The sequence below is a fragment of the Nocardia sp. NPDC057668 genome (assembly GCF_042799795.1).
GTDB lineage: Bacteria > Actinomycetota > Actinomycetes > Mycobacteriales > Mycobacteriaceae > Nocardia.
Genome location: NZ_JBHVIC010000004.1, coordinates 392,349 through 418,601 on the forward strand (window position 1 = coordinate 392,349; position 26,253 = coordinate 418,601).

Sequence of the window (26,253 nt, forward strand, 5' to 3'; positions counted from 1 at the left end):
GGGTGATCGAAGCCGGCACGTATTCATCGTCGTTTTCCAGCGCCGGGCGCGCTGGGTTCAGTCACGTGATTTCGATCCAGGAAGTGCTGTCATGTCGAATGAGAATGATCTCCGGGTTTATCTGAAACGGGCTGCGGGGGAGCTGCAGTCGTTGCGGTCACGGCTGGCCGAGGTCGAGGGCGGGTTGTCCGAGCCGATCGCCGTGGTGGGCATGGGCTGTCGTTTTCCGGGCGGCGTGACGAGCCCGGCGGACCTGTGGGACGTGGTGTTCCAGGGCCGGGATGTGGTCTCGGGATTCCCCGACGACCGGGGCTGGGATATGGAGGGTTTGTTCGATCCCGAAGTGGGTGTGCCCGGCAAGTTCTATGTGCGCGAGGGCAGCTTCATCAGCGGGGCAGCGGATTTCGACGCCGGGTTCTTCGGCATCAGTCCCCGTGAGGCCGCCGCGATGGATCCGCAGCAGCGGCTGCTGCTCGAGGTGTCCTGGGAAGCGCTCGAGCACGCCGGGATCGACCCCCGATCACTGCGCGGCTCGGCCACCGGGGTGTACACCGGGATCGTCGACGGCGACTACGGACCGCGCGTGTTCCAGGACCGAGAAGGCTATTCGGGCCATCTGATGACCGGAAAGACCCTGAGCGTGGCCTCGGGGCGGGTGGCGTACGCGCTGGGATTCGAAGGCCCGGCGGTATCGGTGGATACCGCGTGCTCGTCGTCGCTGGTCGCGTTGCATCTGGCGCTGCAGAGCCTGCGACTGGGAGAGTGCTCGCTCGCCCTGGTGGGCGGTGTGACCGTGATGTCCAACCCCGATGTCTACGTGGGCTTTTCGCAGCTGCGCGGACTGGCCGCCGACGGCCGGTGCAAGGCGTTCGGTACCGGTGCGGATGGTTTCGGCCCGGCCGAGGGAGCCGCGGTGCTCGCGGTGGAACGGCTGTCGGACGCGGTGCGGCTGGGCCATCGGGTGCTGGCGGTGGTGCGCGGTTCGGCGGTCAATCAGGACGGCGCGTCCAACGGTCTGACCGCGCCCAGTGGTCCGGCCCAGCAGCAGGTGATTCGCCAGGCGTGGGCCAACGCCGGTATTTCCGGTGGCGACGTGGACGTGGTGGAGGCACACGGCACCGGCACGCCACTCGGCGACTCGATCGAGGCGCAGGCGCTGCTCGCCACCTACGGGCAGAACCGGGACGCGGAACGGCCGCTGTGGCTGGGGTCCGTCAAATCGAACATGGGCCACACGCAGGCGGCCGCGGGGCTGGCCGGGGTGATCAAGATGGTGGAGGCGATGCGCCGCGGTGTACTGCCGGCGACCCTGCACGCCGAGGAGCCCAGCCCCGAAATCGATTGGGACGCCGGGGGTGTGCGGTTGCTGTCGTCTCGTCGTGACTGGCCGGCGGTGGGCCGCGCGCGGCGCGCGGCGCTGTCGTCGTTCGGGATCAGCGGCACCAACGCGCACGTCATCCTGGAACAGGCGCCGGAGCCGGCGGCCGTGCAGGATCGGCCGGTCGACGGTGGGGCGCTGCCGTGGGTGCTGTCGGCGCGCAGTGCCACGGCGTTGACCGCCCAGGCGATTCGCCTGCGAGAGTTCCTCGATCGGCATCCGGACGTGGACGCGCGGTCGGTGGCGGCGACGCTGGCACGGCGCACGGTGTTCGAGCATCGCGCGGTGGTCATCGGCGCCGATCGTGCCGAGCTTCGGACCCGGTTGCAGGCGTTGATCGCCGGTGAGCCGACACCCGGCGTGGTGGTCGGGCGTGCGGCCGGTGAAGGCAAGACGGCGTTCGTCTTCCCCGGTCAGGGCTCGCAGTGGCTCGGTATGGGCCGCGAACTCTACGACCGGTACCCGGTTTTCGCCGCCGCGTTCGACACCGCGGCCGGCGCACTCGCGGAATTCGTCGACTGGAGTCCCCATGACGTGCTGCGAACGGCTCCGACGGCGCCGAGCCTGGACGCGGTCGACGTCGTGCAACCGATGCTGTTCGCCGTATCGGTCGCGCTGGCCGAGGTCTGGCGCGCGGCCGGAGTACATCCCGACGCGGTGATGGGTCACTCCCAGGGGGAGATCACCGCCGCGGCCGTCGCCGGCGCGCTGCCGCTGGCCGAAGCCGCGCGCATCATCGTGCTGCGCAGCCGCTGCGTGGCAAAGCTTTCCGGGCGCGGCGGCATGGCCTCGGTGCAGTTGCCGGCCGAAGAACTGCTGCCCCGGCTGGGCACATGGACCGGCCGGCTCGACATCGCCGTCGTCAACAGCCCGCGGAAAACCGTTGTGTCCGGTGAGCATTCCGCGCTCGACGAACTGGTCGCCGAGTTGGACGCCCAAGGCATCGACGTCAAGCGGTTGCCGGTCGACTACGCCTCGCACTCGCGACAGATCGACGACATCGAAGACGACGTTCGCTCCGATCTCGGCGATGTCAGCCCGATCGACGGCGCCACGGCCGACTTCATCTCCGCCGTCCACGGCGGCAAGATCGACCCGGCGACCCTCGACGGTGACTACTGGTACTCGAACCTGCGCGAACCGGTGCGATTCGACAGGGCCGTGCGCGCGGCGATCCACGACGGCTGCCGGACCTTCATCGAAGTCAGCCCGCACCCCATCCTCACGGTGCCGGTCGAAGAGAACTACGACGACGCCGGCGTCGATGACACCGCGGTAGCCGTCGTCGAGACGTTGCGCCGCGACGATGGCGCCCTCGACCGGTTCACCCACTCCATGGCCCTGGTGTTCGTGTCGGGTGTCGGTGTGCGGTGGTCCGCGGTGGTCGGCGGGGGTGAGTTGGTGGATGTGCCACCGTACGCGTTCGAGCGAAAGCGGTACTGGCTCGACGCCGTATCCGGTGGTGACGTACGCGGTCTCGGCGTAAGTGGTTGTGACCACGCGGTTCTGGGTGCGGTGGTGGAGTCGCCGTCCTCGGGTGAGGTGGTGTTCACCGGCCGGGTCGGTGTGGGGACCCATGGCTGGGTGAAGGACCACGGGGTGGGCTCGGTGGTCCTCGTGCCCGGGGCGGCGTTGGCCGAATGGGCGTTGTTCGCCGGTGACCGCTTCGGGTGCGGAGTCGTGCGCGAGTTGATTCTGCAGGCGCCGCTGGTGGTTCCCGAACGAGGCGGGGTCGACATCCGGGTGGTCGTCGGAGCCTCGGGCGAGGAGGACGGTAGTCGCGGGGTGGAGGTGTTCTCCCGGCTCGAACATGGGCAGGGCGCGTGGACCTCGCACGCGGTGGGCGTGGTCGAACCGGATTCGGGTCCGGTCGGTGCGGGTGTGGGGATGTGGCCGCCGGCGGCTGCCGAGCGGGTTCCGGTCGACGACTTCTACGAGGTATGTGCCGAGCGGGGTTACCGGTACGGTCCGGTGTTCCGGGGGCTGCGGTCGGTATGGCGCAGTGCCGGTGCGGTTTTCGCCGAGGTGGCGTTGCCGGAGGCGGCGTCGGCGAGTGCCGACGAGTTCGTCGTGCATCCGGCGCTGCTCGATGCGGTGATGCAGGCGCTCGGTTTCCTCGATATCCCGGTGCCCGAGGGGCAGATCCTGTTGCCGTTCGCGTGGGAGCGGGTGCGGGTGCACGCGGTCGGTGCGCGCGGTGTGCGGGCGCGGTTGCGCGCGGCCGCTGATCACCGGGTGCAGATCGTGGTGGACGACAGTGCGGGGCGGCCGGTTCTCGAGGCCGTATTGAGCGTGCGCGGTGTGCGTCCGAGCGATCTGCACGGCGCCGGGACGGGCGACCCGCTCTACACCGTCGACTGGAAACCCCTGGACGTCGGCGCGATCGATCCGACGGTGCGTGCGGACGTGACCGTCCTGCGGGGCTCGGGCACCGGTGTGTGGGGCGTGGCGGAGCAATTGCAGGGATGGCTGGCCGAGGAGAACCAGGCGGGTGGCCGCTGCGTCGTGGTGACCTCGAATGCGGTGGCCGTCGACGGCTGCGATCCGCTGTCGGGCCTGGTCGATGCCGGCGTGTGGGGCCTGTTGCGGTCGGTGCAGAACGAATACCCCGACCGCGTCGTGCTCGTGGACACCGACGACCCGGACAACATCGAGTGGGCGGTAGCGGCGGTGCTCGCCGGTGCGGAGCCGCAGGCGGCGGTGCGCAGGGATGTGGTGCTGGTGCCGCGGCTCGTGAGCATGGAGGGGCCGTCCGGAATCGAGATCGGTTCCGGCGAATGGCGATTGCGCACGGCGGGTGCGGGAACGCTGACAGCCGACAATTTTGTCGCCGAACCGGTGGCCGTGGACGGGGAGCTCGGGGACACGCAGGTACGGATCGCCGTGCGCGCGGTCGGCGTGAATTTCCGGGACGTGCTGGTGGCGCTCGGAATGTACCCGGATCCCGACGCGATCATCGGCGGTGAAGGGGCCGGGGTCGTGGTCGCCCTGGGGGCCGGGGTCACGAACGTGGCCGTGGGGGACCGGGTGATGGGTGTGTTCGAGGGTGTGGGTTCGGTCGCGGTCGCGGATTGCCGTGTGGTGGCGCCGATTCCGGCGGACTGGTCGTTCGCCGCGGCCGCGGGTGTACCGGCGGTGTTCCTGACCGCCTACTACGCGCTGCGTGACCTGGCTCGCGTCCAGCGCGGACAGCGGGTGCTGATCCATGCCGGAACCGGCGGGGTCGGCATGGCCGCGATCGCGTTGGCCCGCCTGTGGGGTCTGGAGGTGTTCGCGACCGCGAGCCCGGCCAAATGGCCGGTGCTGCGGTCGATGGGAGTGGCGGCGGACCACATCGGGAGCTCGCGGTCCGCGGAGTTCGAGGAGCGGTTCTCCCGTCTCACCCGGGGTCTCGGCGTGGATGTCGTCGTGAATTCGTTGGCCGGGGAGCTCACCGACGCATCACTGCGGCTGATGCCCGGGGGTGGGAGCTTCATCGAGTTGGGGCGCACCGATGTTCGTGATCCGAGCGAGGTCGCCCGCGCTCATCCGGGGGTGAGCTATCAGCCCTTCGTGCTGTTCGAGGTCGGCCCCGACCGCCTGGGCGAGATGCTGCGGGAACTCATGGTGATGTTCGCCGGCGGGGACATCGCCCCGGTTCAGACATCCGCGTGGGACGTTCGCCGGCTTCCGGAGACCTACCGCTACCTCAGCCAGGCCCGGCACGTGGGCAAGACCGTCATCTCGGTTCCCCGCCGGCTCGATCCGGACGGCACCGTGCTGATCACCGGTGGTACCGGGGTGCTGGGAGCGGTGTTCGCCCGGCATCTGGTCCAGAAGTACGGGGTGCGGCGGCTGCTGCTGCTCAGCCGCAGCGGGGCCGCGGCGCCGGGTGCCCAGGACCTGGTCGATGAGCTCGGCGCCCTGGGCGCACATGCCGACGTGGTGGCCTGCGATGTCTCCGATCGAGACGCACTGGCCGAGGTGTTGTCGCAAGTGCCGCAACAGCATCCGCTGACCGGCGTGGTGCACACGGCGGGCGTGCTGCGCGACGGCGTGTTCGCGTCGTTGACCGCCGACAAGTGGGAACCGGTACTGGCGGCCAAGGCCGATGCCGCATGGCATCTGCACGAGCTGACCGCCGCCAGTGATCCAGCGTTGTTCGTGCTGTTCTCCTCCGCGGCAGGGATTCTCGGCTCCCCGGGTCAGGCCAACTACGCGGCGGCCAATACCTTTCTCGACGCCCTGGCTCACTACCGCCAGCGCAGTGGTTCGGCCGGTACGTCGTTGGCCTGGGGCTTCTGGGAGCAGAAGACCGGTCTCACCGGGCATCTGGGCGATCAGGACTCGGCCAGGATGGCGCGCAGCGGTTTCCTGCCGATGACCACCGAGCAAGGTCTGGCGATGTTCGACGCCGCGATCGAATCGGGTCAACCACTGGTGGTTCCCGCGCGGATCGACACCGCCGCACTCTCCGAATCGGGTGCGGTCCCCGCTATCGCCGGTCTGATCGCGAGATCCCGCCGCCGAGCCAGCAACGAGGACAGTACCCAGCAGTCCACGCTTTCCGCGCTCTTGCAGGGGCGCAGCGACACCGAACAGGATCGAATCACCCTGGAGTTCGTCCGTGATCAAGCGGCGGTCGTGCTGGGACATGACACCTCGCACATGATTCCCCCGGAAGAGCCGTTCAAGAGTCTGGGTTTCGACTCGCTCAGCGCGGTCGAGTTCCGCAACCGTCTGCAGACCGCGACCGGGTTGAAGATTCCCGCGACGATCGTCTTCGACCACCCCACCCCACGATCGCTCGCAACTCACCTCCGCACCCAGATCACCCCGCCGGCCACCGACAACCAGTCGACCGAACTCTCCGAATCGGATCTGCGGAATCTGTTGAACCGGTTGCCGATCGACATCATTCGCGCCTCCGGCATCGCCGAGATCGCCCGCGGACTGGCCGTCGGACATCCGGGTTCCGGGGCAATCGCGTCGCCCGGCGGCGAGTCCGGCAGATCCATCGAGGAACTCGACGCGAACGAATTGATCGACCTGGCCATGGGACATTGATCCCGCCATCGAGAGAGAACCTGAATCATGGCAATCTTCGGCTCGACAGAAGAGCTCTACGGCACTGCCACACCGTTTCTGGAACGGGTGATGGAGACCGGCCTCAAGGACAAATTGGTGCCGATCGGCAGTTTTCGCATCGTGTATTCGGACCCGGCCGGGTACTTCCTGCTCGACCCGACGATGGACGACGCCCTGCAGGTCACGGTCGGAGACACCGCCGCGGCCGGTGACGTCGACGTTCAGTTGACGATGTCGGCCGACGACGGCCACCGCCTCCTACTCGGAACGCTGAACATCAAGAAGTCGCTCGCGCTGCGCAAAGTCAAGGTTTCCGGTCCATTGATCAAGCTGCTGAGTCTGCTCCCGGCGTTCGAGCCCATCTACGCCGAGTACCGAAAGTATTTGACAGACATAGGTCGTCCGGAACTCCTGGACTACTGACCCGCGTGTGCGACGAGAAGAGTCACCATGACAACCCAGACGAAAGATCCGGTCTCCGGAACCAGAGCTGCGATCACACCGCGGACGGTTCCGGGTGAACCCGGGCTATGGCTGATCATCTTTGCTGAACTCGTTCTTTTCGGTGTGTATTTCGGGTGCATCACCTACTACCGCATCGAACATCCGGACATGTTCCGCGAGTCGAAGGAAATCCTGAATCCGGCGGTGGGCATCGCCTACACCGCCCTGCTCCTGACCGGATCGCTCTTCGTCGTTCTCGGGATCAACGCGGTGCAGCGGCTCGCGGCTCGCGATGCCACCCGCTGGTTCAGGTACGCATCCTGGACGGGCGTCGCCTTCTTCGTCGCGAAATGCGTGGAGTACGGCACGAAGGCGTCCGACGGTATCTTTCCGAACACCAACGACTTCTTCATGATGTATTTCGTCCTGACGGCACTTCACCTTTGCCATGTCATCGCGGCGACCATCCTGTTCCTGGTGATCGGCTACGGTCCCGACTCGGTTCGCCTCCGCCTGAATTTCATCGAAGGGTCCGGTAGTTACTGGCATTTCGTGGACGCGGTCTGGGTGTTCCTGTTCGCGCTTTTCTATCTGGTTTAGGAGGAGGATCTGTGGACGGCGGAAATGCCGGTGCAGCGCCGGTGCAAGCGTGGAAGGCGGATCGAGTAGCCGTGTACGCGTGGTCGATCCTCATGGTGATCACCGTGGTGTCGGTCATGACGAGTAGCTACACACGCGGCTGGAACTACGAGCCGGCGGTCGTTGTGTTGTTCGCCGGCATCAAATTCTGGATCATCGCATTCCAGTTCATGACCAATCGCGGGTCGGTTGCTTGGCTGCGCGCCGCGCTCGGTGTATACGCCGTGCTGCTCGTGGCCGGGCTCTCCGTACCGTATTTTGTCTAGATCATCGTGTGCCGTGCGTTCTCGGGCGGCGGGATCTTAATAGCGAAGAGGCATATTCATCGCGATGAGCACTCTCATTAGTTACAAGTATCAGAAACGTTTGGCCCTTACGTCTTTCGTCTTGTACGTCCTGTTCACGAGCGGGCTCTTCTGGGGGCGGTTGTTCACCGCGGAATGGAAGTCCCCTATCACCGACCCCAACTGGACGGCAGAGCAGGCTTCCGCCTTCTACACCGACCACCGCGGACTCATCCAACTGGGCGTCTTCTCCTACATGATCGGCACCTCGTTCCTCATCCCCCTGGCCGTGCTCGTGGCCGCCCGAACCAGGATGCTGGAGAAGCGCTTCGCGTTCTTCAGCATGGGGCAGCTCGTCGCGTTCACGGGCTGCTACATGGTCATCGTTCTCATGGGCATCATGTGGACGATGGCGGCGTTCCGGGCCGGCAGCGTGAGTCCCGAACTGACGCAGGCCTTCAACGATCTGGCCTGGCTCGTCACCATCTACGGCTGGCCGCCCTTCGCGGCCTGGATTCTGCTCATGGCACTGCCCGTCTTCCTGGCCCCGCCGGGATCTCCCACCTTGCCCCGGTGGTGGGGGTACTTCAGCATCCTCGAAACCATCGCGGGCGGCACCGTGATCAACGGACTGGTCGGGTTCTTCAAGACCGGGCCCTTCGCCTACAACGGGATCATCTCCACCTACCTGCCGCTGGGATTCTTCGCGGTGTATCTCGTAGTGACCTCGGTGATGCTGGCGTTCTTCGACCGCAATCATCCGGATTACCACGGTGATTCGGGCCGCGCCGCCGCGGTGGGCGACGCGGATCCGCACCCGGTCGTGTCCGAGTCGGACCGTCCGCTGGACGTCCCATTGCCCGAAAGGATCGGTTGAGTGACCGAGAGCAGAGATATGTCGCCCGAATACGACGTGGTGGTCATCGGCGCCGGTGTCGCCGGGCTGACGGCAGCCAGAGAACTCGTGGCAGCCGGCCACACCGTCACCGTCCTGGAAGCCAGAGATCGGGTCGGGGGTCGCCTGCACAACGGGATCCTGCCCGACGGCGCGCCCATCGAACTCGGTGGCCAGTGGGTGGGCCCCGGGCAAACCCATGTGCTGTCGCTCATCTCCGAGCTCGGGCTTTCGCTGTTCCCGACCTACGATTCGGGACGTCACGTCGTCGAACTCGACGGTAAGCGGGTCACATACAGCGGCCGCATTCCGCGAGCGAGTCCGGTGCTCCTTGCCGATCTCGCCTACGGACTCTGGCAACTGGACCACGGTGGCCAGCCGCTGCCGGCACCCGGAATCCCGCTGTCGGCCAAGGCCGCCGAGCTCGATCGGCAGACGTTCGCGGAATGGATCGGCAAGCATATGCGCACCGAGCGTGGGCGACGCTACATGCGGTATATCACCGGGGCGATCTTCGCCGCCGAACCCGAAGAGCTTTCCGCCCTCTGGGTGTCGGCGTTCCTGGCCGCCAATGGCGGAACGGACAAGCTCATCAGCACCAAAGGCGGCGCTCAGCAGGACCGGATCGTCGGTGGATCACAGCAGATCGCGCTGAAACTCGCGGAGCGACTAGGGGATCGAGTCCGGCTCAGCAGTCCCGTGAGCGGGATCGACTGGGACGAGCGGGGGGTTCGCGTCGAACTGGCGGATGCCTCGACCGTGACGGCCAGGCGAGCGATCGTGGCGATTCCCCCGGTGCTGTGCGGGCGACTTCGGTACACGCCCGATCTGCCCGGGGACCGTGTCCGGCTCACCGAGCAGATGCCGATGGGGCGCGTCATCAAGATCAACGTGGTCTACGGCGAACCCTTCTGGCGCACTACGGGACTCAGTGGTCAGGCCAACAGCACAACGCGAGCCGTCGGCACGGTGTTCGACAACACCCCGCCGGGCAGCGAACTGGGAGTGCTGCTCGGTTTCATCGACGGACGGCACGCGGATCAGGTCGCACGACTGTCCACGCGGGAACGGTACCGGCAGAACGTGGACGATCTGGTCGCCTACTTCGGCCCGGCCGCTGGCGACCCGATCAACTACATCGAAACCGACTGGGCCGCGGAGCAATACACCGGGGGTTGCTTCGGCGCCTTCACCGGACCGTCGACACTGACCCGATTCGGAACGGCACTGCGCACTCCGGTCGGACCGCTGCACTGGGCGGGCGCGGAGACCTCCCGGACCTCGGTCGGCTACATGGACGGCGCGATCGAATCCGGGCAGCGCGCTGCGCGCGAGGTATCCGAACTTCTCGCACGGATTCCCGTCGGGACGAACGACGGGGCGGCCTGAAGACAAGCCGGAGCACAGCCTGCTGTGTCGAAGCCGGATCTGGTGGATGAGGCGGCGCTTGCGCTCGTGGCGCCGGCAGGGTCCCGGCGTGGCTATTGCTCAGCCTGACCGATAGGCATGGTTCCCTTGTCGGTAGCAGGTCAGAAGAGTGCGCTGAAGCGGTTGTCGCTGGTCGAGTGTGTCGAGCGTTGTCGGCTCGGTTGAGCGAGTCGGATGGAATCGTCGAGGAGCTGCGAATGACGAATTCTTCGAATCATGACCCGCAGGGTCTGGATCGGTCGCGTCTGCCGATTCCGGATCCGCCGTTCCAGGGAACGATCGGCACGACGTACGAGGATTCCGTTCCGGATTGGCCGGATCCGCCGTCAGCTCCGGCCGGCGCTCCCAATGTGGTCATCATGATGCTCGACGATGTCGGCTTCGGGCAGGTCGGGACATTCGGTGGTCCGGTCCCGACCCCAGCTCTCGACAAGCTCGCCGGCGCGGGTCTGCGATACAACCGCTTTCACACGACGGCGATCTGCGGGCCTTCCAGGGCCGCGCTGTTGACCGGGCGCAACCACCACAACTGCGGCGCGGGTTTCCTCGCGGAATGGGCGACGGGATTTCCGAGCTACACCAGCCTGATCCCGAAGTCGACCGCGACGATCGGACGGACGCTTCGGGAGAACGGCTACAACACCGCCTGGTTCGGCAAGAACCACAACACGCCCGATTGGCTGACCAGCGTGGTCGGCCCGTTCGATCGCTGGCCCACCGGACTCGGTTTCGACTATTTCTTCGGTTTCAACGCGGGCGAGACGAACTCCTTCTACCCGGCGCTGTTCGAGAACACGCGCGCGGTGGAGCCCGATCGTGGGCCCGAGGAGGGCTACCACTTCATGACCGACATCACCGATCGGGCGATCGAGTGGCTGCGCTACGGCAAATCGGTGAACCCGGACAAGCCCGCTTTCCTCTACTTCGCCCCGGGAGCCATGCACGCTCCCCACCAGGTGACCCAGGAGTGGCGCGACCGATTCCGCGGTCAGTTCGACAAAGGCTGGGATGTCGTTCGTGAGGAGACCTTCCAGCGTCAACTCGCGCTCGGAGTGATCCCACCGGGGACGGTCAACACCCCGCGGCCGGACTGGGTGGACCCGTGGGATTCGCTCTCGGAGGACGAGAAACGTGTGTGCGCCCGCTTCATGGAGAACTATGCCGGGTATCTCGCGTTCGTCGACCAGGAGTGCGGGCGTCTGATCGACGCCGTCAACGGGCTTCCCGATGCGGACAACACGCTGCTCTGTTTCATCGTCGGCGACAACGGCGCCAGCTCCGAGGGTGGTCCGCGCGGGACCGTGAACGAGATCATGAACCTCAACGGCATTCAGTCCGACGTCAGCGAGATCCTCGCGCGCATCGACGATATCGGCACTCCGAACAGCGAGTCTCATTACCCGATGGGCTGGGCGTGGGCAGGCAATGCCCCCTTCCAATGGGTCAAACAGGTCGCCAGCCACCTCGGCGGCACCCGCAACCCCATGATCGTCACATGGCCCTCCCGCATCACCGAGGCCGGCGGCATCCGATCCCAATTCACCCATTTGATCGACATCGTCCCGACCATCCTCGACATCGCCGGAATCCCCGCGCCGGACACGGTCGACGGCATCGACCAGAAGCCGATGGACGGGGTATCGATCGCCTCGACCTTCGACTCGGCGGACGCACGCCCGACGCGATCGCGACAGTATTTCGAGGTCCTGGGCAACCGTGCGATCTATGACGACGGCTGGATCGCATGCGCCCAGCACACCTGCCCGTGGCGAATGGACATCGCACCCGGGAACTGGGACGCCGACCGTTGGGAGCTCTACAACCTCGACGAGGATTTCAGCGAGAGCCTCGACCTTGCCGACCAGCACCCCGCCAAACTCGCGGAACTGAAAGAGATCTTCGACCGCGAGTGCGTCGCCTACGGCGTCTACCCGCTCGATGATCGTGGCTCGGCGCGGCTCAGCGTCCCCAAGCCCGCCCCGGGGGGAGCAGACCCGAACCGCACGCGGTTCACCTACTACCCGGGTACGTTGCGGTTGCCCGAGACCGCCGCACCCAATACCAAAAACCGTTCTCACGCAATCGAGGTGACACTCGACGGAACGGGCGACGGCATTCTGGTCGCCGCGGGTGGATCCTCTGCGGGGTATGTGCTGTACGTGCACGACGGCCGACCTGTCTACCACTACAACTACTTCGGGTCCGAGCGCACGATCATCGAATCCGATCTGCCCTTGCCGGACGGCCCCTCGATCGTTCGCCTCGAGTTCGTCTATGACGGGGGCGGCTTGGGCAAAGGCGGCGAGGCAACGCTGTTCGTCAATGACCGAGTCGGTGCTCGCGACCGGATCGAGCACACCGTGCCCGGACGATTCGGGATCGATACCTTCAACATCGGCCGCGACACCGGTTCGCCCGTGAGCCCGCAGTACCCCATGCCGTTCGCCTTCACCGGAACGATCCGGCAGGTGGATATCGTCATCGCCGAGCCCGGAGTCAGCACGGACGAGGCACGGCTGCACGCCATGTTCGACGCGGGAAAAGACTACTGACAGCGACTGTCCGGCGACCCTGAGACGCTACTCCGAACCGTCACAGTGCGTTCGTCACACGCGCCAGGTGCCATACATCGCTGGGCCGGATCCCGCCCGGAAACGCGAGGTACTCGGGGGTCACCTGGTGCGGACGCCATTTGGATTTGAAGGCCAGCTGAGTTTCCGCGGGATACAGCGCCCGGCCGTGTTTGCGGACCTGAGCAGCGGCCAGCGTCAGCATACGGCTGGCGGCCCCGGGGATTTCATGCTCGGGCTCGATGCCGACGAAGGGCGTGAAGCCCAGATGAATCCAGCCGGCGTCGTCGGCGCGCAACGATTCCGCGGCAACCGCGAAAATATGCTCGACGACGCCGGGCGGTGCGCTGGGCACGCGACGCGTCAGGTCGTACAGCCATCCGTGCTGGGCGCCGTAGACCGGAGCGAACGACACGTAGGCGACCACACGCCCCGCGACCTCGGCCACGAAGAGCCTGCGCTCACGCTGCAGTGCGCCGCCGCGCTCCCCGATCATGAACCGAAGTTCCTTCACGTGGCGGCCCTTGCCGCGCAGCCAGGCCGAATCGATGGCATCCAGCTGCGTCATGCGGTCGGTGTCCGCCGCGCTGTTCGCCGAGACCTCGCTGACCACCACGCCTTCCCGCTTGGACCGCGAGATCATGTTCCGCGTCTTGACGAACTTCTGCCCGCGCAGCGTGAACGCGGAAAGGTCGATGCTGTAGGACGAGCCGAGCTGATTGACCACCCACCCGGCCTCGGCGGCGCGCTCGGCGTCGGGCCTGGACAACTGCACGGCGATCACGCGTTTGCCCTGCCCGGCCGCCGCGGCGAGGAAGGCGGCGTCGAGCTCGCGGCGTGCGTTCTCGTCCGCGCCGAAGGCGCCGGTGAACTGAATCCAGCAGCGACCCTGCGGGCGATAGGCGATCACGCCGTGCACGCCTGCGACGGTGAAGAATTCGTTGTCCGCGTTCAGCGCGAGAAATGCCGACGAGTGATGCCCCAGATCCGCCAGGATCGGCAACGCCTCGACATTGGAACACCTCTGCATCGTTCAGTCCCCCCGGGTCCCGCCGCGGAATCGCACCTCGGTGACAGCGAAGCGCAGGGCGTCCGGCAGGGCCGGATTATGGTAGGCGGCCTGGATGATGCGGCCCTGCAATCCACGTCCGGCGGGGGGCCGGATGTGCCGAGTCGACGCGACACCGGCCAGCTGCCGGGGAAACCGCCTGATCCTGGCCGGCGTCATTCCGAACGGCATCGGCGGGAACACGTAGCCTTCGGTGCCGACCGAGGATCCCGTCACCGCCGATCCGACGCCGAATGCCTTGTTGCGCCGTCCGGCCCACCAGGGTGGAACGCTGTCGAAGACGATTCGCCCGCCGGGGAAGCGGCGCGCGCAGTCCTCGATCAAACCGAGCGCGGCCTGCTCGTCGAGGTAGTACAGCAGCCCTTCCGCGGTGATCAGAACCGGCTCGTCCGGTGGTATGTGCTCTGCCCAGCCGAGATCGAGGGCCGAAGCACCGACCGACACGATGTTCGGCTCGGCTGGAAGAAGTTGGCTGCGGATCGAAACGATCTCGGGCAGATCCACACTGAGCCAGCGGCAATCGGCCGAGCCGAGTCGCCAGTAGCTGGTCTGCAATCCCTCGGCGAGGGCGACCACCGTGCCGTTCGGGTGTTCGGCGAGGAATTCGCGCACCACACCGTCGAAGGTCAGCGCACGAATCGCGTAGATCTGGTTCGGGTCACCGAATTTCCGGCGGAACGGGTAGTCGAGATCCTCCAGTAATCGAACCGCGTGCGGATCGGTGATGATCGCGTCCGGACGCGACGCTTCACTTCCGCGAAACCAGAGCGTGAACAGCGCTGTCTCGGCGACGCCTTCGAGGACCGCCGCATTCAACTTGACCAAGATTTCCTCGCTGCCGACTGTCGTACCTGCTGCGTTGACGCGGCGAGATTACGTTGACCTTTTGCGGGTGGGAAGTGTTGTGCTGCACGGGGTTAACGCTGTGCACGCCGCACGATTGACCGCGCGGGCCCGCGCGGTGATCATGAACCGGCGCACGGGCCAGGACGTTGTCATCGGGAGAGGGATGTGGCCGAAATGAATCCGTCGGCGGTCGAAGTCGAGCGGTGTGAGGTGTGCATCGTGGGCGCCGGAATGGCCGGGATCAATGCTCTCGCGGTCGCCACCGAGTACCTCGGCCGGCAGCAGAAGGTCGTTCTTCTCGACCGGCGACCTCGACCCGGTGGAATGTGGGTCGATACGTATCCGTATGTGCGCCTGCACCAACCGTACCGGTTCTTCACCGCCGGCAATCTCCGGTGGCAGCTCGATGCGGATCCCACATACCTCGCGAACCGAGCGGAAGTGCAGGACCACCTCGCCCACTGTCTGGACACGCTGAGCCGGCGTGTTCAGCTCGTGACGCGTTTCGGCGTCGAATTCGAAAGCTGCACCGAAGAGTCGGGGATCGTTCGAGTGGTCACTCGGTCGGCGGATGGGACAACCCGCGTCATCGAGGCCAAGAGATTGATCAAAGCCTATGGCTGCCAGATCGTTCCGAACGACCCCTTGCCGCTGTCGAGCACACGGATCAATTCCATATCACCCGATTACCACGACCTGCGACAGGGCGAGCTGAAGAACAGTTCCACGCCCGTCTGGGTCGTCGGTGGCGGCAAGACCGCCATGGATACCGTCCAGGTGCTCGTCTCGGAGTACCCCGATCGCGAGATCAACCTCGTCACGGGTTCCGGGACGTACTTCATGCGACGTGACGAGATGTTCCCCGAAGGAATGCGGAAATGGTGGTCCGGCTACGAGCCGATCAGCATGTTCTCGCGATTGGCCACACGGTTCGACGGGGTCAACGAGAAGGACATGGACGCCCTGTTCCGGGACGGCTACTGCACGCGCCTGACCCCCGACCCGGGTAACTTCTTGTTCGGCTACCTCTCCGACGCGGAAGCCGCGACGATTTCCGCGGGACTGACCTCGATCGTGCTGGAGCGTCTGGTCGATGCGGTCGATCGGGGCAGCGCAACGGAATTGGTGTTCCGAGACGGAACGACGAGAACGATTCCGCCCGGGAGCTGGGTGGTCAACTGCACCGGGTATCTGCTGGCGCGCGAGCATCCGTATGAGCCGTACACGTCCGAGAGCGGGTCGGTGCTGTCGATTCAGCAGCGTTCGGCGACCCTGCAACCGGTCACGGTGCAGTCGTATTTCATGACGCACCTGATGTTTCGCGATCGCCTGCGGGATGCGCCGCTGTACGAAATCGACGTCGAAGAACTCCGGCGCAAAGCGAGCAGGGTACTGCCCTACGCGTTGATCGCGCTCAACCAGCACAACTTCAGCGTTCTCGCCGACAACGTTCCGATCAAAACGTTCCTGGACTGCGGCGCCGATGTCAGCCGCTGGTACCCGATTCCGCGCCGCGTGCAGAGCGGCGCCCGGTTCCTGTGGACGCATCGCCGGGATCGTGACCACCACAGCAGGACATTGGAGACCGTGCGCGAACGGTTCGATGTTCGATGCGGCCGGCTGGGGGCGAGTTGAGCGACGGCGAACGAGGTAGCGGCGGAACCGATTCCGGCTACCGGCACTGCCAGTTCGGTGCGCGCTTCTCGACGAACGCGAGTGGCCCTTCCAGTGCGTCCTCGGTGCGGGTCACGCGTTCACGGAAGGATTCGGCCAGCATCTCCGCCTCGTGCATCGGCACGTCCAATCCCTTGATGATCGCCAGCCGGGTGCCTCGAACCGCTAGGGGCGCATTGGAATTGACGAGATCGGCGAGTTCGCGCGCGCGCTCGAGCAGCCGCTCGTGCGGCACCACTTCGGTGACCATGCCGAGCTCGTAGGCGCGCTGCGCGCTCATGCGCTCGTGTTTGCCGGTCAGTGCCATGCGCAGCGCGACCGATCGCGGCAGCACCCGTGCCACCCGGACGATCTCACGGCCGGAGACGAGCCCGATGCTCACGTGCGGATCGAAGAAGGTCGCCCGCTCCGACGCGATGACGATATCGCCGGTGGTGACCCAGTCCAGGCCCGCGCCACCGCACAACCCGTTGACCGCGACGATGATCGGTTTGGTCATCGAGCGAAACGGGGGCGTGCCTTCCTGCGGCGCTTCCCACTGCTCGTAGGTGGACAGGTACGGGCGCTCGTTCAGCACCTTGCCGTCACCGGGAATCTCCTTCACGTCCGCGCCGGTGCAGAACGCGCGACCGGTCGCGGTGACGATCAGCGTCCACACCTTGTCATCGCCCTCGGCCTCGGCGTAGGCCGCGCGCAACTCACCGATCATGTGCGGGCTGAGGGCATTCAGGGCCTGCGGGCGATTCATAACGATGGTGGCCGTGTGCCCCTCGACCGTGTATTCGATGGTGTCGAACGGCATGGTTGTCCTTTGCGAAGCGATCGATCGGAACGTTACTGTCAGCTATACAGTAGAGGCTACAGTCAGTTATCGCCGCACGGAAGAAGGAAGAGATGACCAGCTCCAGCGCCGCTGACGGCCGAGTCCTGTTCGAGGTGGACCCCGGTCGCAGAATCGCCACGATCACGCTGAACAATCCGCGGCGGCGAAATTCCTACGACGCGGCCATGCGCGACGAGCTGGCTCGTCACCTCGACACGGCCGCCGAGGACGACGACATCACCGTGGTGTTGCTGCGCGGCGCGGAAGGGGTGTTCAGCACCGGCGCGGATATGAACAACGCGTACGGCTGGTACGGCGAGAAATCGTCGAACGGGTCGCGATCCGCGCACGCGCGCCCGAGCCAGCGCCGCCGGCTCACGGTGGACCGCAAGAGCTTCGGCTTCTACCACAATTTCATGGGATACCCGAAGGTCACCGTGGGCGAGATCGGGGGCTACGCCCTCGGCGGCGGGTTCGAGATGGCCCTGATGACCGACATCTCGGTCATCGCCCGCGACACGAAGATCGGCATGCCCGCCACCAGGTTCCTGGGCCCGGCGCTGGGCAGCCTGCACATGTTCTTCCATCGGCTCGGCCCGGTGGTGGCTCGCCGGCTGCTGTTGACGGGGGACATCATCGAGGCGGGCGCGGTGGAACATCTGGGTGTGTTCACCGAGACGTGCGATCCCGCCGCGCTCACCGCCCGCGCCCGCTACTGGGCGGAGAAGGCGGCGCGGATGCCGGCCGACGGCGTGGTCATCGCGAAGGAGGCCTTCCGGCTGGTGGAGCAGAGCCAGGCCTATCAGGGCGAGGAAGTGGCGAGCTACATCTTCCACGCCTACGGGACCAACCTGCAGTTCGCGCCCGGTGAGTTCAACTTCGTCAAAACGCGGGCCGAGCACGGGACCAAGGAGGCATTTCGGTTGCGCGATCAGCACTTCGAGGTTCCCGAGCCGGACATCCGGTAGCGACGAAAGGGAGTCGGCCGCCCGGGGGGAGGGCCGACTCCGGTCATCGGCCGAACGATGCCGCCGGTGATGTGACGCTCAGGTCGTGACGATGGTCGCGCCGGCGGTTCCGGGCGCACCGTAGAGCAGTGCGAAGCCGGCCTTGGGACCGCCGGGAACCTGACGTTCTCCCGCGGCACCGCGCAATTGCAGCACGAGTTCGTGCAGCTGGCGCATGCCCGAGGCCCCGATCGGTTCGCCGTTGGCGATGAGCCCGCCGTCGGTGTTCACCGGCATCGAACCGGTGATCTCGGTAGCTCCCTCGGCGATCAGCTTCTCCTGGTCCCCATCGGCACAGAATCCGGCCTCGGCCATATGGATGACCTCGGCCGCGGCATCGGTGTCCTGCAACTGCAGCACGTCGATGTCCTTGGGTTCGATGCCCGCGGCCTCGAAGGCGGCCCGCGCGGCGAACACCGAGGGGGAGGCGACCTCCTCGACCGGCGCGTACGTCGTATTGACCTCGTACGCACCGTAGGTGCGGGTCCGCACCTCCACCGCACGCAGATAGATCGGGGTCTTCGTGTACCGGTGCGCGATGTCGGCACGGCACATGATCACGGCGGCCGCGCCCTCGTCCGGCGCGCAGAACATGTAGTGCGTCAGCGGATAGTTCAGCATCGGGGACGCGAGAATCGCCTCCTCCGAAACAGCCTTGCGCCGGAACGCGTTCGGGTTCGCGATCCCGTTGCGGTAGTTCTTGGCCGCGACCTTGGCCAGGGTCAGCGCCGAGATCCCGTGGTCGTGCAGATACCGGTTCGCCTTCATCCCGAAGAACTGGGTGGTCAGGTACTGGCCGTTCTCCCCGTACCACTTGGGCATGCCGACCAGGGTCGGATCCACGGTGAAGGCTCCGCGCGGATGCTTGTCCATGCCGATCGCGATGCCGATGTCGTACTTGCCCGTTCGAATGCCGTCGGCGCAGGCTTCGGTGACGCTGGCCGCTGTCGCGCAGGCGTTGAACACATTGGTGAACGGGATACCGGTGAGTCCCATCAGGCTCACGATCGCGTCGGGATTGGCGACCTCCCAGCTGCCGCCCACGGCGAATTGGATGTCCCGCCACCGCAATCCCGCGTCGGCGAGCGCGGCGCGAATGGCGTCGGTGCCCATCTGCATCGCGGTCTTGCCCTCGAATCGGCCGAAGGGGTGCATACCCACGCCGATGATCGCTACATCACTGCTCATGTGAAAATGCCTGTCCCTCAGACTGGTTGGAAGGCGAAGGTGAGGACCTCGTTGCCTTCGGGATCGGTGCCCAGCGGCACGGTCGTCAGCGTGACCTCCATCCCGAAGATCAGCTTGGCCGGGTCGTTCTCGGTGAGCCGGCCTTCGATCCGGATGAGGTCGCCCAGCTGGACGAGCCCGACGCCGAACGGAACGAAGGTCTCGGCCGTCTCATCGCCCAGGTAGGGCGCACCCGGCAGGAATCCCTGGGTCGTCCAGGCCACCAGGGTTCCGTTGCGCGGCAGGGTGATCGGCTCGACCTCGGGCAGGCTGCAGCGCGGGCAGAGGTCCTGGACGGGGAAGACGGTGGCGCCGCAGTCGCCGCACGAACCGCCGATCAGGCGCAGGTCCTCGTCCGGCCAGTTGGTGATCTCCGGGGCGATGATTCTCCGCATATTTCGTTCCTCCAGCTTGCTGATGTATATACAGTAAGCCATACCGGAAAGAGTGCCACAACCGTCGGAACACCGTACGATTGCGCTACGCAGGAGACATCGCATGACCCAGCCGACAGACGCGCCGATCTTCGACGCCGACTCACACATGTACGAGACCGCCGAAGCGCTGACCAGGTATCTTCCCGAGCGGTACCGGCAGGCGGTCCAATACGTTCGGATCGGCCGGCACACCCGGATCGCCATCAACGGCCGCATCACGGACTTCATCCCGAACCCGACCTTCGACCGGGTGGCCGCGCCGGGCGCGCACGAGAAGTTCTTCGCGGGGGAGAACACCGAGGGCCTGACCCTGCGCGAGATGCAGGGGCCCGCCATCGACGCTCCCGCCGCCACGCGCAATCCGGCGGACCGGCTCATCGAACTCGATCGCCAGGGCGTACGGGAAACGCTGAACTATCCGACGCTGGCCAGTCTCGTCGAACACTCCGCGGCCGACGATCCGGAGCTGACCCTGGCCATCATCCACGCGCTCAACCGGTGGATGCACGAGCACTGGACGTTCGCGTACGAGGATCGGATCTTCAGCACGCCGGTCATCAACTGCGCCGAAGTCGACGGGGCGCGACGGGAACTCGCGTATCTGCTCGATAACGGCGCGAAGGTGGCGCTGATCAAGCCGGCCCCCGTCAAGGGGCTGCACGGCTGGCGCTCACCGGCCCTGCCGGAGTTCGATCCGTTCTGGCGCGAGGTGGAGGCCGCCGGGCTGCCGATCGTGCTGCACGCCAGCCAGCCGCCACTGGACGAGTACGTCAACAAGTGGGAACCGCCCGCCACCAAGAACTTCATGGCGATGAGTTCGTTCCGATGGCTGGCGCTGGGGCATCGCGAAATCTCCGACATGATCGGCAGTCTCATCTGCCACGGGACGCTCACCCGATTCCCCGAGCTGCGCATCGCGAGTGTGGAGAACGGCAGTTCGTGGATTCATCCGCTCTTTCACGACCTGGAAGACCTGACCAGGAAGATGCCGCAGAACTTTCCCGAGGATCCGCTCGAGGTGTTCCGCCGCAATATCTGGGTCAGCCCGTTCTGGGAGGGGTCCGTCGCCGATGTCGTGACCACGGTCGGCTGGGACCGGGTGATGTTCGGTTCGGACTACCCGCACCCCGAGGGCCTGCCCGAACCCAGGGGCTACTGGAAGTACGCCGAAGGCATGGACGAGCGCCGGACCTGGGACTTCATGGGGGACAACGCGCGCCGGTTCATGGGCCTGCCGATCGCGAATCCGGATCCGGCGGCGAAGCTTCCACCGGTGTTCGAAGGCAGCCGCGGATGACGCGCCCCGAACCCGCGGTCACCCCCGAGACCGAATTCTTCTGGACCGCCGGTGCGGACGGCGTGCTGCGAGTGCGGGAATGCCTGTCGTGCACGGCGTTGATCCATCCACCCCAGCCGGTGTGCCGCTACTGCCACGGCGATCGGATGGGCACCCGGGAGGTCTCTGGATTCGCCACCCTCATCGGCTTCACCGTGAACCATCGCTTCCACGTTCCCGGGCTGCCGCCGGAGTACGTGGTGGCCCAGGTCGCGCTGGAGGAAGACACACGGGTTCGGCTGACCACCAACGCCGTTGCCTGCCGTCCCGAGCGGCTGACCCTCGGCATGCGCATGCGGGTGGAGTTCGAGCGGCTCGGCGACATCTGGTTGCCGCTGTTCCGGCCGGCCGACGACCAGCCGGAATCGCCGGCGGCCCTGCCCGCCGACGAATTCGACCCCGTCGCCATCGCGAGCCGGGTCCGGCCGATGGCGACGTCGGAGAAGTTCGAGGACAGGGTCGCGATCACCGGCATCGGGCGTTCGGAGCTGGGCCGCAGGCTCATGGCCGACCCGCTGGCGCTGACGGTGCGGGCCTGCCGCGCGGCCGTGGCCGACGCGGGCCTGACGCTGGAGGACATCGACGGACTGTCGACCTATCCGGGTCCGGGGGCACTCGGCCCCTTCACCGAAGGCGGCGTCACCGCGCTCGAATCGGCGCTCGGCATCCGGCCCACCTGGTACAACGGCGGCGTCGAGAGCTTCGGACCGGGCGGCTCGGTGATATCGGCGATGCTGGCCGTGGCGAGCGGGCTCGCGCGGCACGTGCTGTGCTTCCGCACGGTCTGGGAGTCCACGTACGCGGAATTGCTTCGGGCCGGACGGATTTCACCATCGGGCGGCATCACCGACAGCTGGCTCGCGCCGTTCGGCGCCGTCTCCGCGGCACACACCCTCGCGCAGACCGCCCAGCGCCATTTCCACCGCTACGGCACCGGCCGCGAGACCCTGGGCTGGATCGCGCTCAACCAGCGCGCCAACGCCGCCCTCGATCCCACCGCGATCTACCGCGACCCGCTCACCATGGACGACTACCTGTCCGCACGCCCGATCACCACGCCCTTCGGGTTGTACGACTGCGATGTGCCGTGCGACGGGTCCGTCGCGGTGATCGTGTCCGCGCGCGAGACCACGGCCGACCTGGCGCAGCCCCCGGTCCTGGTGGAAGCGGTGGGCACCCAGATCCTCGAACGCCTCGAATGGGACCAGAGCACCCTCACCCACGAACCGCAGGTACTCGGCCAGGCCGCACACCTGTGGTCCCGCACCGACCTAGGCCCCGCCGATGTGGATGTCGCCGAACTCTACGACGGGTTCACCTTCAACTGCCTGTCCTGGATCGAGGCGCTCGGCTTCTGCGGAATCGGTGAGGCCAAGGACTTTCTGGACGGCGGCAAGAACATCGCCCGGGACGGGCTGCTGCCGCTCAACACACACGGCGGGCAGCTCTCGCACGGCCGCACACACGGTATGGGGCTGATCCACGAGGCGGTGAGCCAATTGCGCGGCCGGGCCGGGCCGCGGCAGGTCGCCGACGCCCGGGTCGCGGTTGCCAGCAGCGGCGGACTGACCCCGAGCGGCGTGCTGTTGTTGCGGGCGGACCGATGAGCGCCCGGGACGGCGCGGGCGTCGTCGACAGCGCCGAAACGGTGATCGCGCGTACCGTCGACGTCGACGGCATTCCGATGTCGGCGCTCGTCGCCGAGGCGCCCGAACCCCGCGCGGTCCTGGTGGCCGTGCACGGCGGAGCCACCACCGCGCAATACTTCGATCTTCCGGACCGGCCGCGTCTCTCACTCCTGCGACTGGGCGCGAAACTGGGCTTCACCGTGCTGGCGCTGGATCGCCCCGGCTACGGCAGCTCCGCGCCCTGGGGCGAGCTGTACGAGAATCCCGGCTTCCGCGTCGCGGCAAGCTATTCCGCGATCGACGCCCTGCTGGAGTCGCGGCTGCGCGGGGCCGGGGTGTTCCTGCTCGGGCATTCGGCGGGCTGTGACCTGGCGGTTCGGATGGCAGCGGACGAACGCGGCGCGGACCTGCTCGGGCTGGAGATCGCCGGCATCGGGCTGCGCAAGCACGCGGTCGCGCTACGTCGCATCGAGGAGATGCGGCACTCGCGCACCGCGGCGGGAATTCGCGAATTGCTCTGGGATCCGGCACACCTGTATCCCGCGGAAGTGTATGGCGGGCAGTCGATCACCTCCCGTGCGCCCGGATACGAATCGGCGGTGGTGCGGGACTGGCCGGGAGAGTACCCGGGACTGGCGGGCCGAGTCCGGATACCGGTGCGTTCGACACACGGACAGTACGAACAGGTCTGGCGCACCGATCGCGAGGAATTGGCGCGCATCGAGGAGATCTTCGGCGGCACACCGCGATTCCTGACGAACACGCAGGCCGGGAGCGGGCACAACCTGAGCGTCGGATTCGGCGCCGCCGCCTACCACCTCGGTGTTCTGTCGTTCGCCGAGGAATGCGTACTGGATCGCACGAGGAGTACGGCCCGATGAGATACGTGCTCGAGTATCCGAGCGAACTGCCCGCCGCCTCGGCGGAATTCCTGGAGCCCGAGGTCGTGCGCGCGGTCGCCGAACAGGCCGAGGCGGCGGGCTTTTCGGCCGTGGCGCTGAGCGAGCATCCGGCGCCGTCGCTCAAATGGCGGCGCGGCGGCGGGCACAACACCCTCGACCCGATCGCGGCCCTGAGCTTCATGGCGGCGGCCACCAGCCGGATTCGGCTGCTCACCAACCTGTACGTGCTGCCCTTCCATAATCCCTACCTCGCCGCCAAAGCGCTGGGCAGCCTCGATCTGCTCTCGCGCGGACGACTGATCGCCGGCGTGGGCGCCGGGTACCTCAGGTCCGAGTTCTCCGCGGTCGGGGTCGCGCACGAGCGCCGGGCCGAGCTCTTCGACGAGGCACTCGCGGCCCTGCGCGGCATCTGGACCGAGCCCGAACAGCCGGTCACCGGCAAGGATTTCGGTGGGGTGAGCGCGATGTGGCTCCAGCGCCCGGTCCAGCGCCCGCACCCGCCCATCTGGATCGGCGGAAACGGCGCGGCCGCACGACGACGGGTGGTCGAGCACGGCAGCGGGTGGATGCCGATCATCGCCGACGCGACCATGGCCGCGGCCATGCGCACCACGGCCATCGAGACCCCCGAGGCGTTCGGCGCCGCGGTGCTCGCGCTGCGCCGGCGCACCGAGGCGGCCGGGCGCGATCCGGCCGCGATAGATATCCAGGTCGTCTGCCCGCCGATGGACTTCGCGGACCCCGGCACCGTGCGCGCGGCGCGCGAGTACCTGTCCGATCTGGAACAGCGCGGCGCGACCTGGGCGGTGGTGCACGCCGATGGCACCGGTCCCGCCGCCGCGAACGAATTCATCCGAACATTCGGCTCGACCGTCATCGCGAACCGATGACAGAGGCCCTCTGCCGAGGGTTGGAGGTGTGACGTGAAGGTTCCCTTCACCTGGAAAGTCACCGGCTGGTTCATGGTCGGTTGGTCGGCCGAGTACGAGATCGGTGATGTCAAGCCGCTCAGGTACTTCGGCGAAGATCTGGTCGCCTATCGCGACCACGCCGGGGACATGCACATCATGACCGGTCACTGCCGCCATCTCGGCGCGCACATCGGCCACGGCGGAAAGGTGGTGGGGGACTGCGTCGAATGCCCCTTCCACGGCTGGCGCTGGGGTCCGGACGGCCGCAATCGCAAGATCCCGGGGGAGGATCGGGTCAATCGTGGCCTGCGGCTGCAGGTGTACCCGGTCGTCGAGCGGAACGGGTGCGTGTTCATGTGGCACCATCCCGAAGGGGCTGCGCCGCAATGGGAAATGCCCGACATCCTCGGCATGTTCCCCGAGCTCGGCACCGACCCCGGGAACTTCTACCGGCCCTATCCCGAGTTCTCCCGCAAGACCGCGAACGAGCCGGTGCACCCCCAGGTCGTGCTCGAGAACGGGCCGGACAGCCTGCACTTCGAGTACGTGCACGGCGCGACCGTGACCCCGCGGATGCTCGACTACAGCGCGGTCGGGCACACCTGGAACTTCCTCACCGGCTGGCCCGACGCCCGCAGCGACGACCCGGACCGGATGGCGCTGAAGATCCACGCGCAGATGTTCGGGCTGGGCGGTTCGATCAGCGCGTTCGACGGCTCGTCCAAGCACCGGCTGATCTTCGCGACCACGCCGGTCGACGACGAGGTCTCGGATCTGTTCTACTCCATCTGGTGGCCGCGCGTCCCGGGGGATTCCTCCGACATACCGCCCCCGGAGGTGCGCGAACGCGTCGAACGGCAGTTCCTGGTCACCGTGTGGGAGGACCTGAGCATCTGGCGCTACCAGAAGTACGTCGATCACCCCCCGCTCTCGCCCAAGGATGCGAAACCCTATCTGTCCCTGCGACAGTGGGCCAAACAGTTCTACGATGTGCCGCCCGCCGACGCGAAAGCGCCCGCGTGAGCACACGGGGACTGAGCGAGCTGGTGGACCCCGGCCGCACCGTGCTGGTCACCCAGGAATGCCAGGGTGCGGTGGTGGGCCAGGACGCGGGATTGGCGGTGCTGGCGGACGAAGCGCGCCGCGAGGCGCTGCCGAACATCGCCAGACTGCTCCCCGCCGCCCGCGCCGCCGGAGTCCGGGTGGTGCACTGCCTCGTACAGCGCCGGGAGGACGGGCTGGGCTCGAATCACAACGCGAAGCTGTTCGCCGTGGGCCGGGGAGTTCGGCTCACCCCCGGCGGCGACGGCGTCCGGCTGCTGCCGGAGTTCGGCCCGGAGCCCTCGGATCTGGTGCTGTACCGGTGGCACGGGCTGGGGCCGATGGGCGGCACCGATCTCGACGCGGTGCTGCGCAATCTGGGCGTCACCAGCATCGTCGCGGCCGGGGTGTCGCTCAACGTCGCGATCCCGAATTTGGTGATGGACGCGGTCAACGCGGGCTACGACGTGGTGCTGCCCCGTGACGCCGTGGCCGGGGTGCCCCGGGAGTTCGGCGCGGCGATGATCGATCACTGCCTGGGCCTGCTCAGCACGGTGACGACGACCGACGAGCTGCTCGCCCACTGGGATCCGAAGTCCGCTGCCCGGCCGCCCGAGCAGCCTTCGGTGAACGGCTGACGCGATCGA

20 protein-coding genes and 2 pseudogenes are annotated in these 26,253 nt (G+C 66.8%); 17 read left to right on the forward strand and 5 right to left on the reverse strand.

What is annotated here, in order from left to right:
- Positions 1–50: 50 nt before the first annotated feature.
- The 9 genes and pseudogenes from ACFVBH_RS25870 to ACFVBH_RS25910 form a co-directional block, all read left to right on the forward strand.
- A pseudogene (locus ACFVBH_RS25870) lies at positions 51–2,680 on the forward strand (type I polyketide synthase); the annotation flags it as partial.
- A 207-nt stretch (positions 2,681–2,887) separates the two neighbouring features.
- A pseudogene (locus ACFVBH_RS25875) lies at positions 2,888–4,096 on the forward strand (polyketide synthase dehydratase domain-containing protein); the annotation flags it as partial.
- Positions 4,097–4,117: 21 nt separating this feature from the next.
- Positions 4,118–6,424: a type I polyketide synthase gene (locus tag ACFVBH_RS25880; protein ID WP_379005890.1), complete on the forward strand. Its 2,307-nt coding sequence runs from the start codon at positions 4,118–4,120 to the stop codon at positions 6,422–6,424.
- A 27-nt stretch (positions 6,425–6,451) separates the two neighbouring features.
- Positions 6,452–6,868, forward strand: coding sequence for an SCP2 sterol-binding domain-containing protein (locus ACFVBH_RS25885; RefSeq protein ID WP_379005277.1), 417 nt, complete (start codon positions 6,452–6,454; stop codon positions 6,866–6,868).
- Between the two features lie 27 nt (positions 6,869–6,895).
- Positions 6,896–7,489 carry a cytochrome c oxidase subunit 3 gene (locus ACFVBH_RS25890; RefSeq protein WP_354984249.1) on the forward strand — a complete coding sequence of 198 codons (594 nt, stop codon included), beginning with the start codon at positions 6,896–6,898 and terminating at the stop codon, positions 7,487–7,489.
- An 11-nt stretch (positions 7,490–7,500) separates the two neighbouring features.
- The gene (locus ACFVBH_RS25895; RefSeq protein ID WP_379005280.1) at positions 7,501–7,794 is read left to right on the forward strand and encodes a hypothetical protein; all 294 of its coding nucleotides are present in this window, start codon (positions 7,501–7,503) and stop codon (positions 7,792–7,794) included.
- 64 nt (positions 7,795–7,858) lie between these two features.
- Positions 7,859–8,689 (forward strand): hypothetical protein, encoded by an 831-nt coding sequence (locus ACFVBH_RS25900; RefSeq protein WP_379005282.1) that lies wholly within the window; start codon positions 7,859–7,861, stop codon positions 8,687–8,689.
- On the forward strand, positions 8,690–10,096 hold the full coding sequence (locus ACFVBH_RS25905) for a flavin monoamine oxidase family protein (RefSeq protein ID WP_379005284.1): 1,407 nt from the start codon (positions 8,690–8,692) through the stop codon (positions 10,094–10,096).
- A gap of 236 nt (positions 10,097–10,332) precedes the next feature.
- Entirely contained in the window at positions 10,333–12,687 is a 2,355-nt protein-coding gene (locus tag ACFVBH_RS25910) for an arylsulfatase (RefSeq protein WP_379005286.1), read from the forward strand.
- A gap of 40 nt (positions 12,688–12,727) precedes the next feature.
- On the opposite strand, the gene ACFVBH_RS25915 is transcribed toward ACFVBH_RS25910, so the two are convergent.
- Complete coding sequence (locus tag ACFVBH_RS25915; RefSeq protein WP_379005288.1) at positions 12,728–13,735, reverse strand: phosphatidylglycerol lysyltransferase domain-containing protein; 1,008 nt, start codon at positions 13,733–13,735, stop codon at positions 12,728–12,730.
- A 3-nt stretch (positions 13,736–13,738) separates the two neighbouring features.
- Positions 13,739–14,599 carry a class I SAM-dependent methyltransferase gene (locus ACFVBH_RS25920; RefSeq protein WP_379005290.1) on the reverse strand — a complete coding sequence of 287 codons (861 nt, stop codon included), beginning with the start codon at positions 14,597–14,599 and terminating at the stop codon, positions 13,739–13,741.
- 195 nt (positions 14,600–14,794) lie between these two features.
- On the opposite strand from ACFVBH_RS25920, the gene ACFVBH_RS25925 reads away from it, so the two are divergent.
- Entirely contained in the window at positions 14,795–16,255 is a 1,461-nt protein-coding gene (locus tag ACFVBH_RS25925; protein ID WP_379005892.1) for a SidA/IucD/PvdA family monooxygenase, read from the forward strand.
- Positions 16,256–16,292: 37 nt separating this feature from the next.
- Here ACFVBH_RS25925 and ACFVBH_RS25930 read toward each other — a convergent pair whose 3' ends face one another.
- Positions 16,293–17,096, reverse strand: a complete 804-nt coding sequence (locus tag ACFVBH_RS25930) for an enoyl-CoA hydratase/isomerase family protein (RefSeq protein WP_379005292.1) — start codon at positions 17,094–17,096, stop codon at positions 16,293–16,295.
- 92 nt (positions 17,097–17,188) lie between these two features.
- On the opposite strand from ACFVBH_RS25930, the gene ACFVBH_RS25935 reads away from it, so the two are divergent.
- Positions 17,189–18,085, forward strand: coding sequence for an enoyl-CoA hydratase/isomerase family protein (locus ACFVBH_RS25935; protein ID WP_379005294.1), 897 nt, complete (start codon positions 17,189–17,191; stop codon positions 18,083–18,085).
- A gap of 78 nt (positions 18,086–18,163) precedes the next feature.
- On the opposite strand, the gene ACFVBH_RS25940 is transcribed toward ACFVBH_RS25935, so the two are convergent.
- Together ACFVBH_RS25940 and ACFVBH_RS25945 are read right to left on the reverse strand one after the other, a co-directional pair.
- Entirely contained in the window at positions 18,164–19,312 is a 1,149-nt protein-coding gene (locus ACFVBH_RS25940) for a thiolase family protein (protein ID WP_379005296.1), read from the reverse strand.
- Between the two features lie 17 nt (positions 19,313–19,329).
- Positions 19,330–19,746 (reverse strand): Zn-ribbon domain-containing OB-fold protein, encoded by a 417-nt coding sequence (locus ACFVBH_RS25945; protein WP_379005298.1) that lies wholly within the window; start codon positions 19,744–19,746, stop codon positions 19,330–19,332.
- A gap of 103 nt (positions 19,747–19,849) precedes the next feature.
- Between ACFVBH_RS25945 and ACFVBH_RS25950 the strand changes: the two genes are divergently transcribed.
- Genes ACFVBH_RS25950 through ACFVBH_RS25975 form a run of 6 tightly spaced genes read left to right on the forward strand, consistent with a single transcriptional unit; the run spans position 19,850 to position 26,244 of the window.
- Positions 19,850–21,085, forward strand: coding sequence for an amidohydrolase family protein (locus ACFVBH_RS25950; protein ID WP_379005300.1), 1,236 nt, complete (start codon positions 19,850–19,852; stop codon positions 21,083–21,085).
- Positions 21,082–22,731, forward strand: coding sequence for an OB-fold domain-containing protein (locus ACFVBH_RS25955; protein ID WP_379005302.1), 1,650 nt, complete (start codon positions 21,082–21,084; stop codon positions 22,729–22,731). Before ACFVBH_RS25950 ends, ACFVBH_RS25955 begins: the two co-directional genes overlap by 4 nt.
- The gene (locus ACFVBH_RS25960; protein WP_379005304.1) at positions 22,728–23,633 is read left to right on the forward strand and encodes an alpha/beta hydrolase; all 906 of its coding nucleotides are present in this window, start codon (positions 22,728–22,730) and stop codon (positions 23,631–23,633) included. The genes ACFVBH_RS25955 and ACFVBH_RS25960 overlap by 4 nt, the downstream gene beginning before the upstream one ends.
- A complete protein-coding gene (locus ACFVBH_RS25965; RefSeq protein WP_379005306.1) occupies positions 23,630–24,544 on the forward strand; it encodes a TIGR03619 family F420-dependent LLM class oxidoreductase in 915 nt (304 codons plus the stop codon). The genes ACFVBH_RS25960 and ACFVBH_RS25965 overlap by 4 nt, the downstream gene beginning before the upstream one ends.
- A gap of 33 nt (positions 24,545–24,577) precedes the next feature.
- The gene (locus ACFVBH_RS25970) at positions 24,578–25,588 is read left to right on the forward strand and encodes an aromatic ring-hydroxylating dioxygenase subunit alpha (protein WP_379005308.1); all 1,011 of its coding nucleotides are present in this window, start codon (positions 24,578–24,580) and stop codon (positions 25,586–25,588) included.
- Complete coding sequence (locus tag ACFVBH_RS25975) at positions 25,585–26,244, forward strand: cysteine hydrolase (RefSeq protein WP_379005310.1); 660 nt, start codon at positions 25,585–25,587, stop codon at positions 26,242–26,244. The genes ACFVBH_RS25970 and ACFVBH_RS25975 overlap by 4 nt, the downstream gene beginning before the upstream one ends.
- Positions 26,245–26,253: the final 9 nt, after the last annotated feature.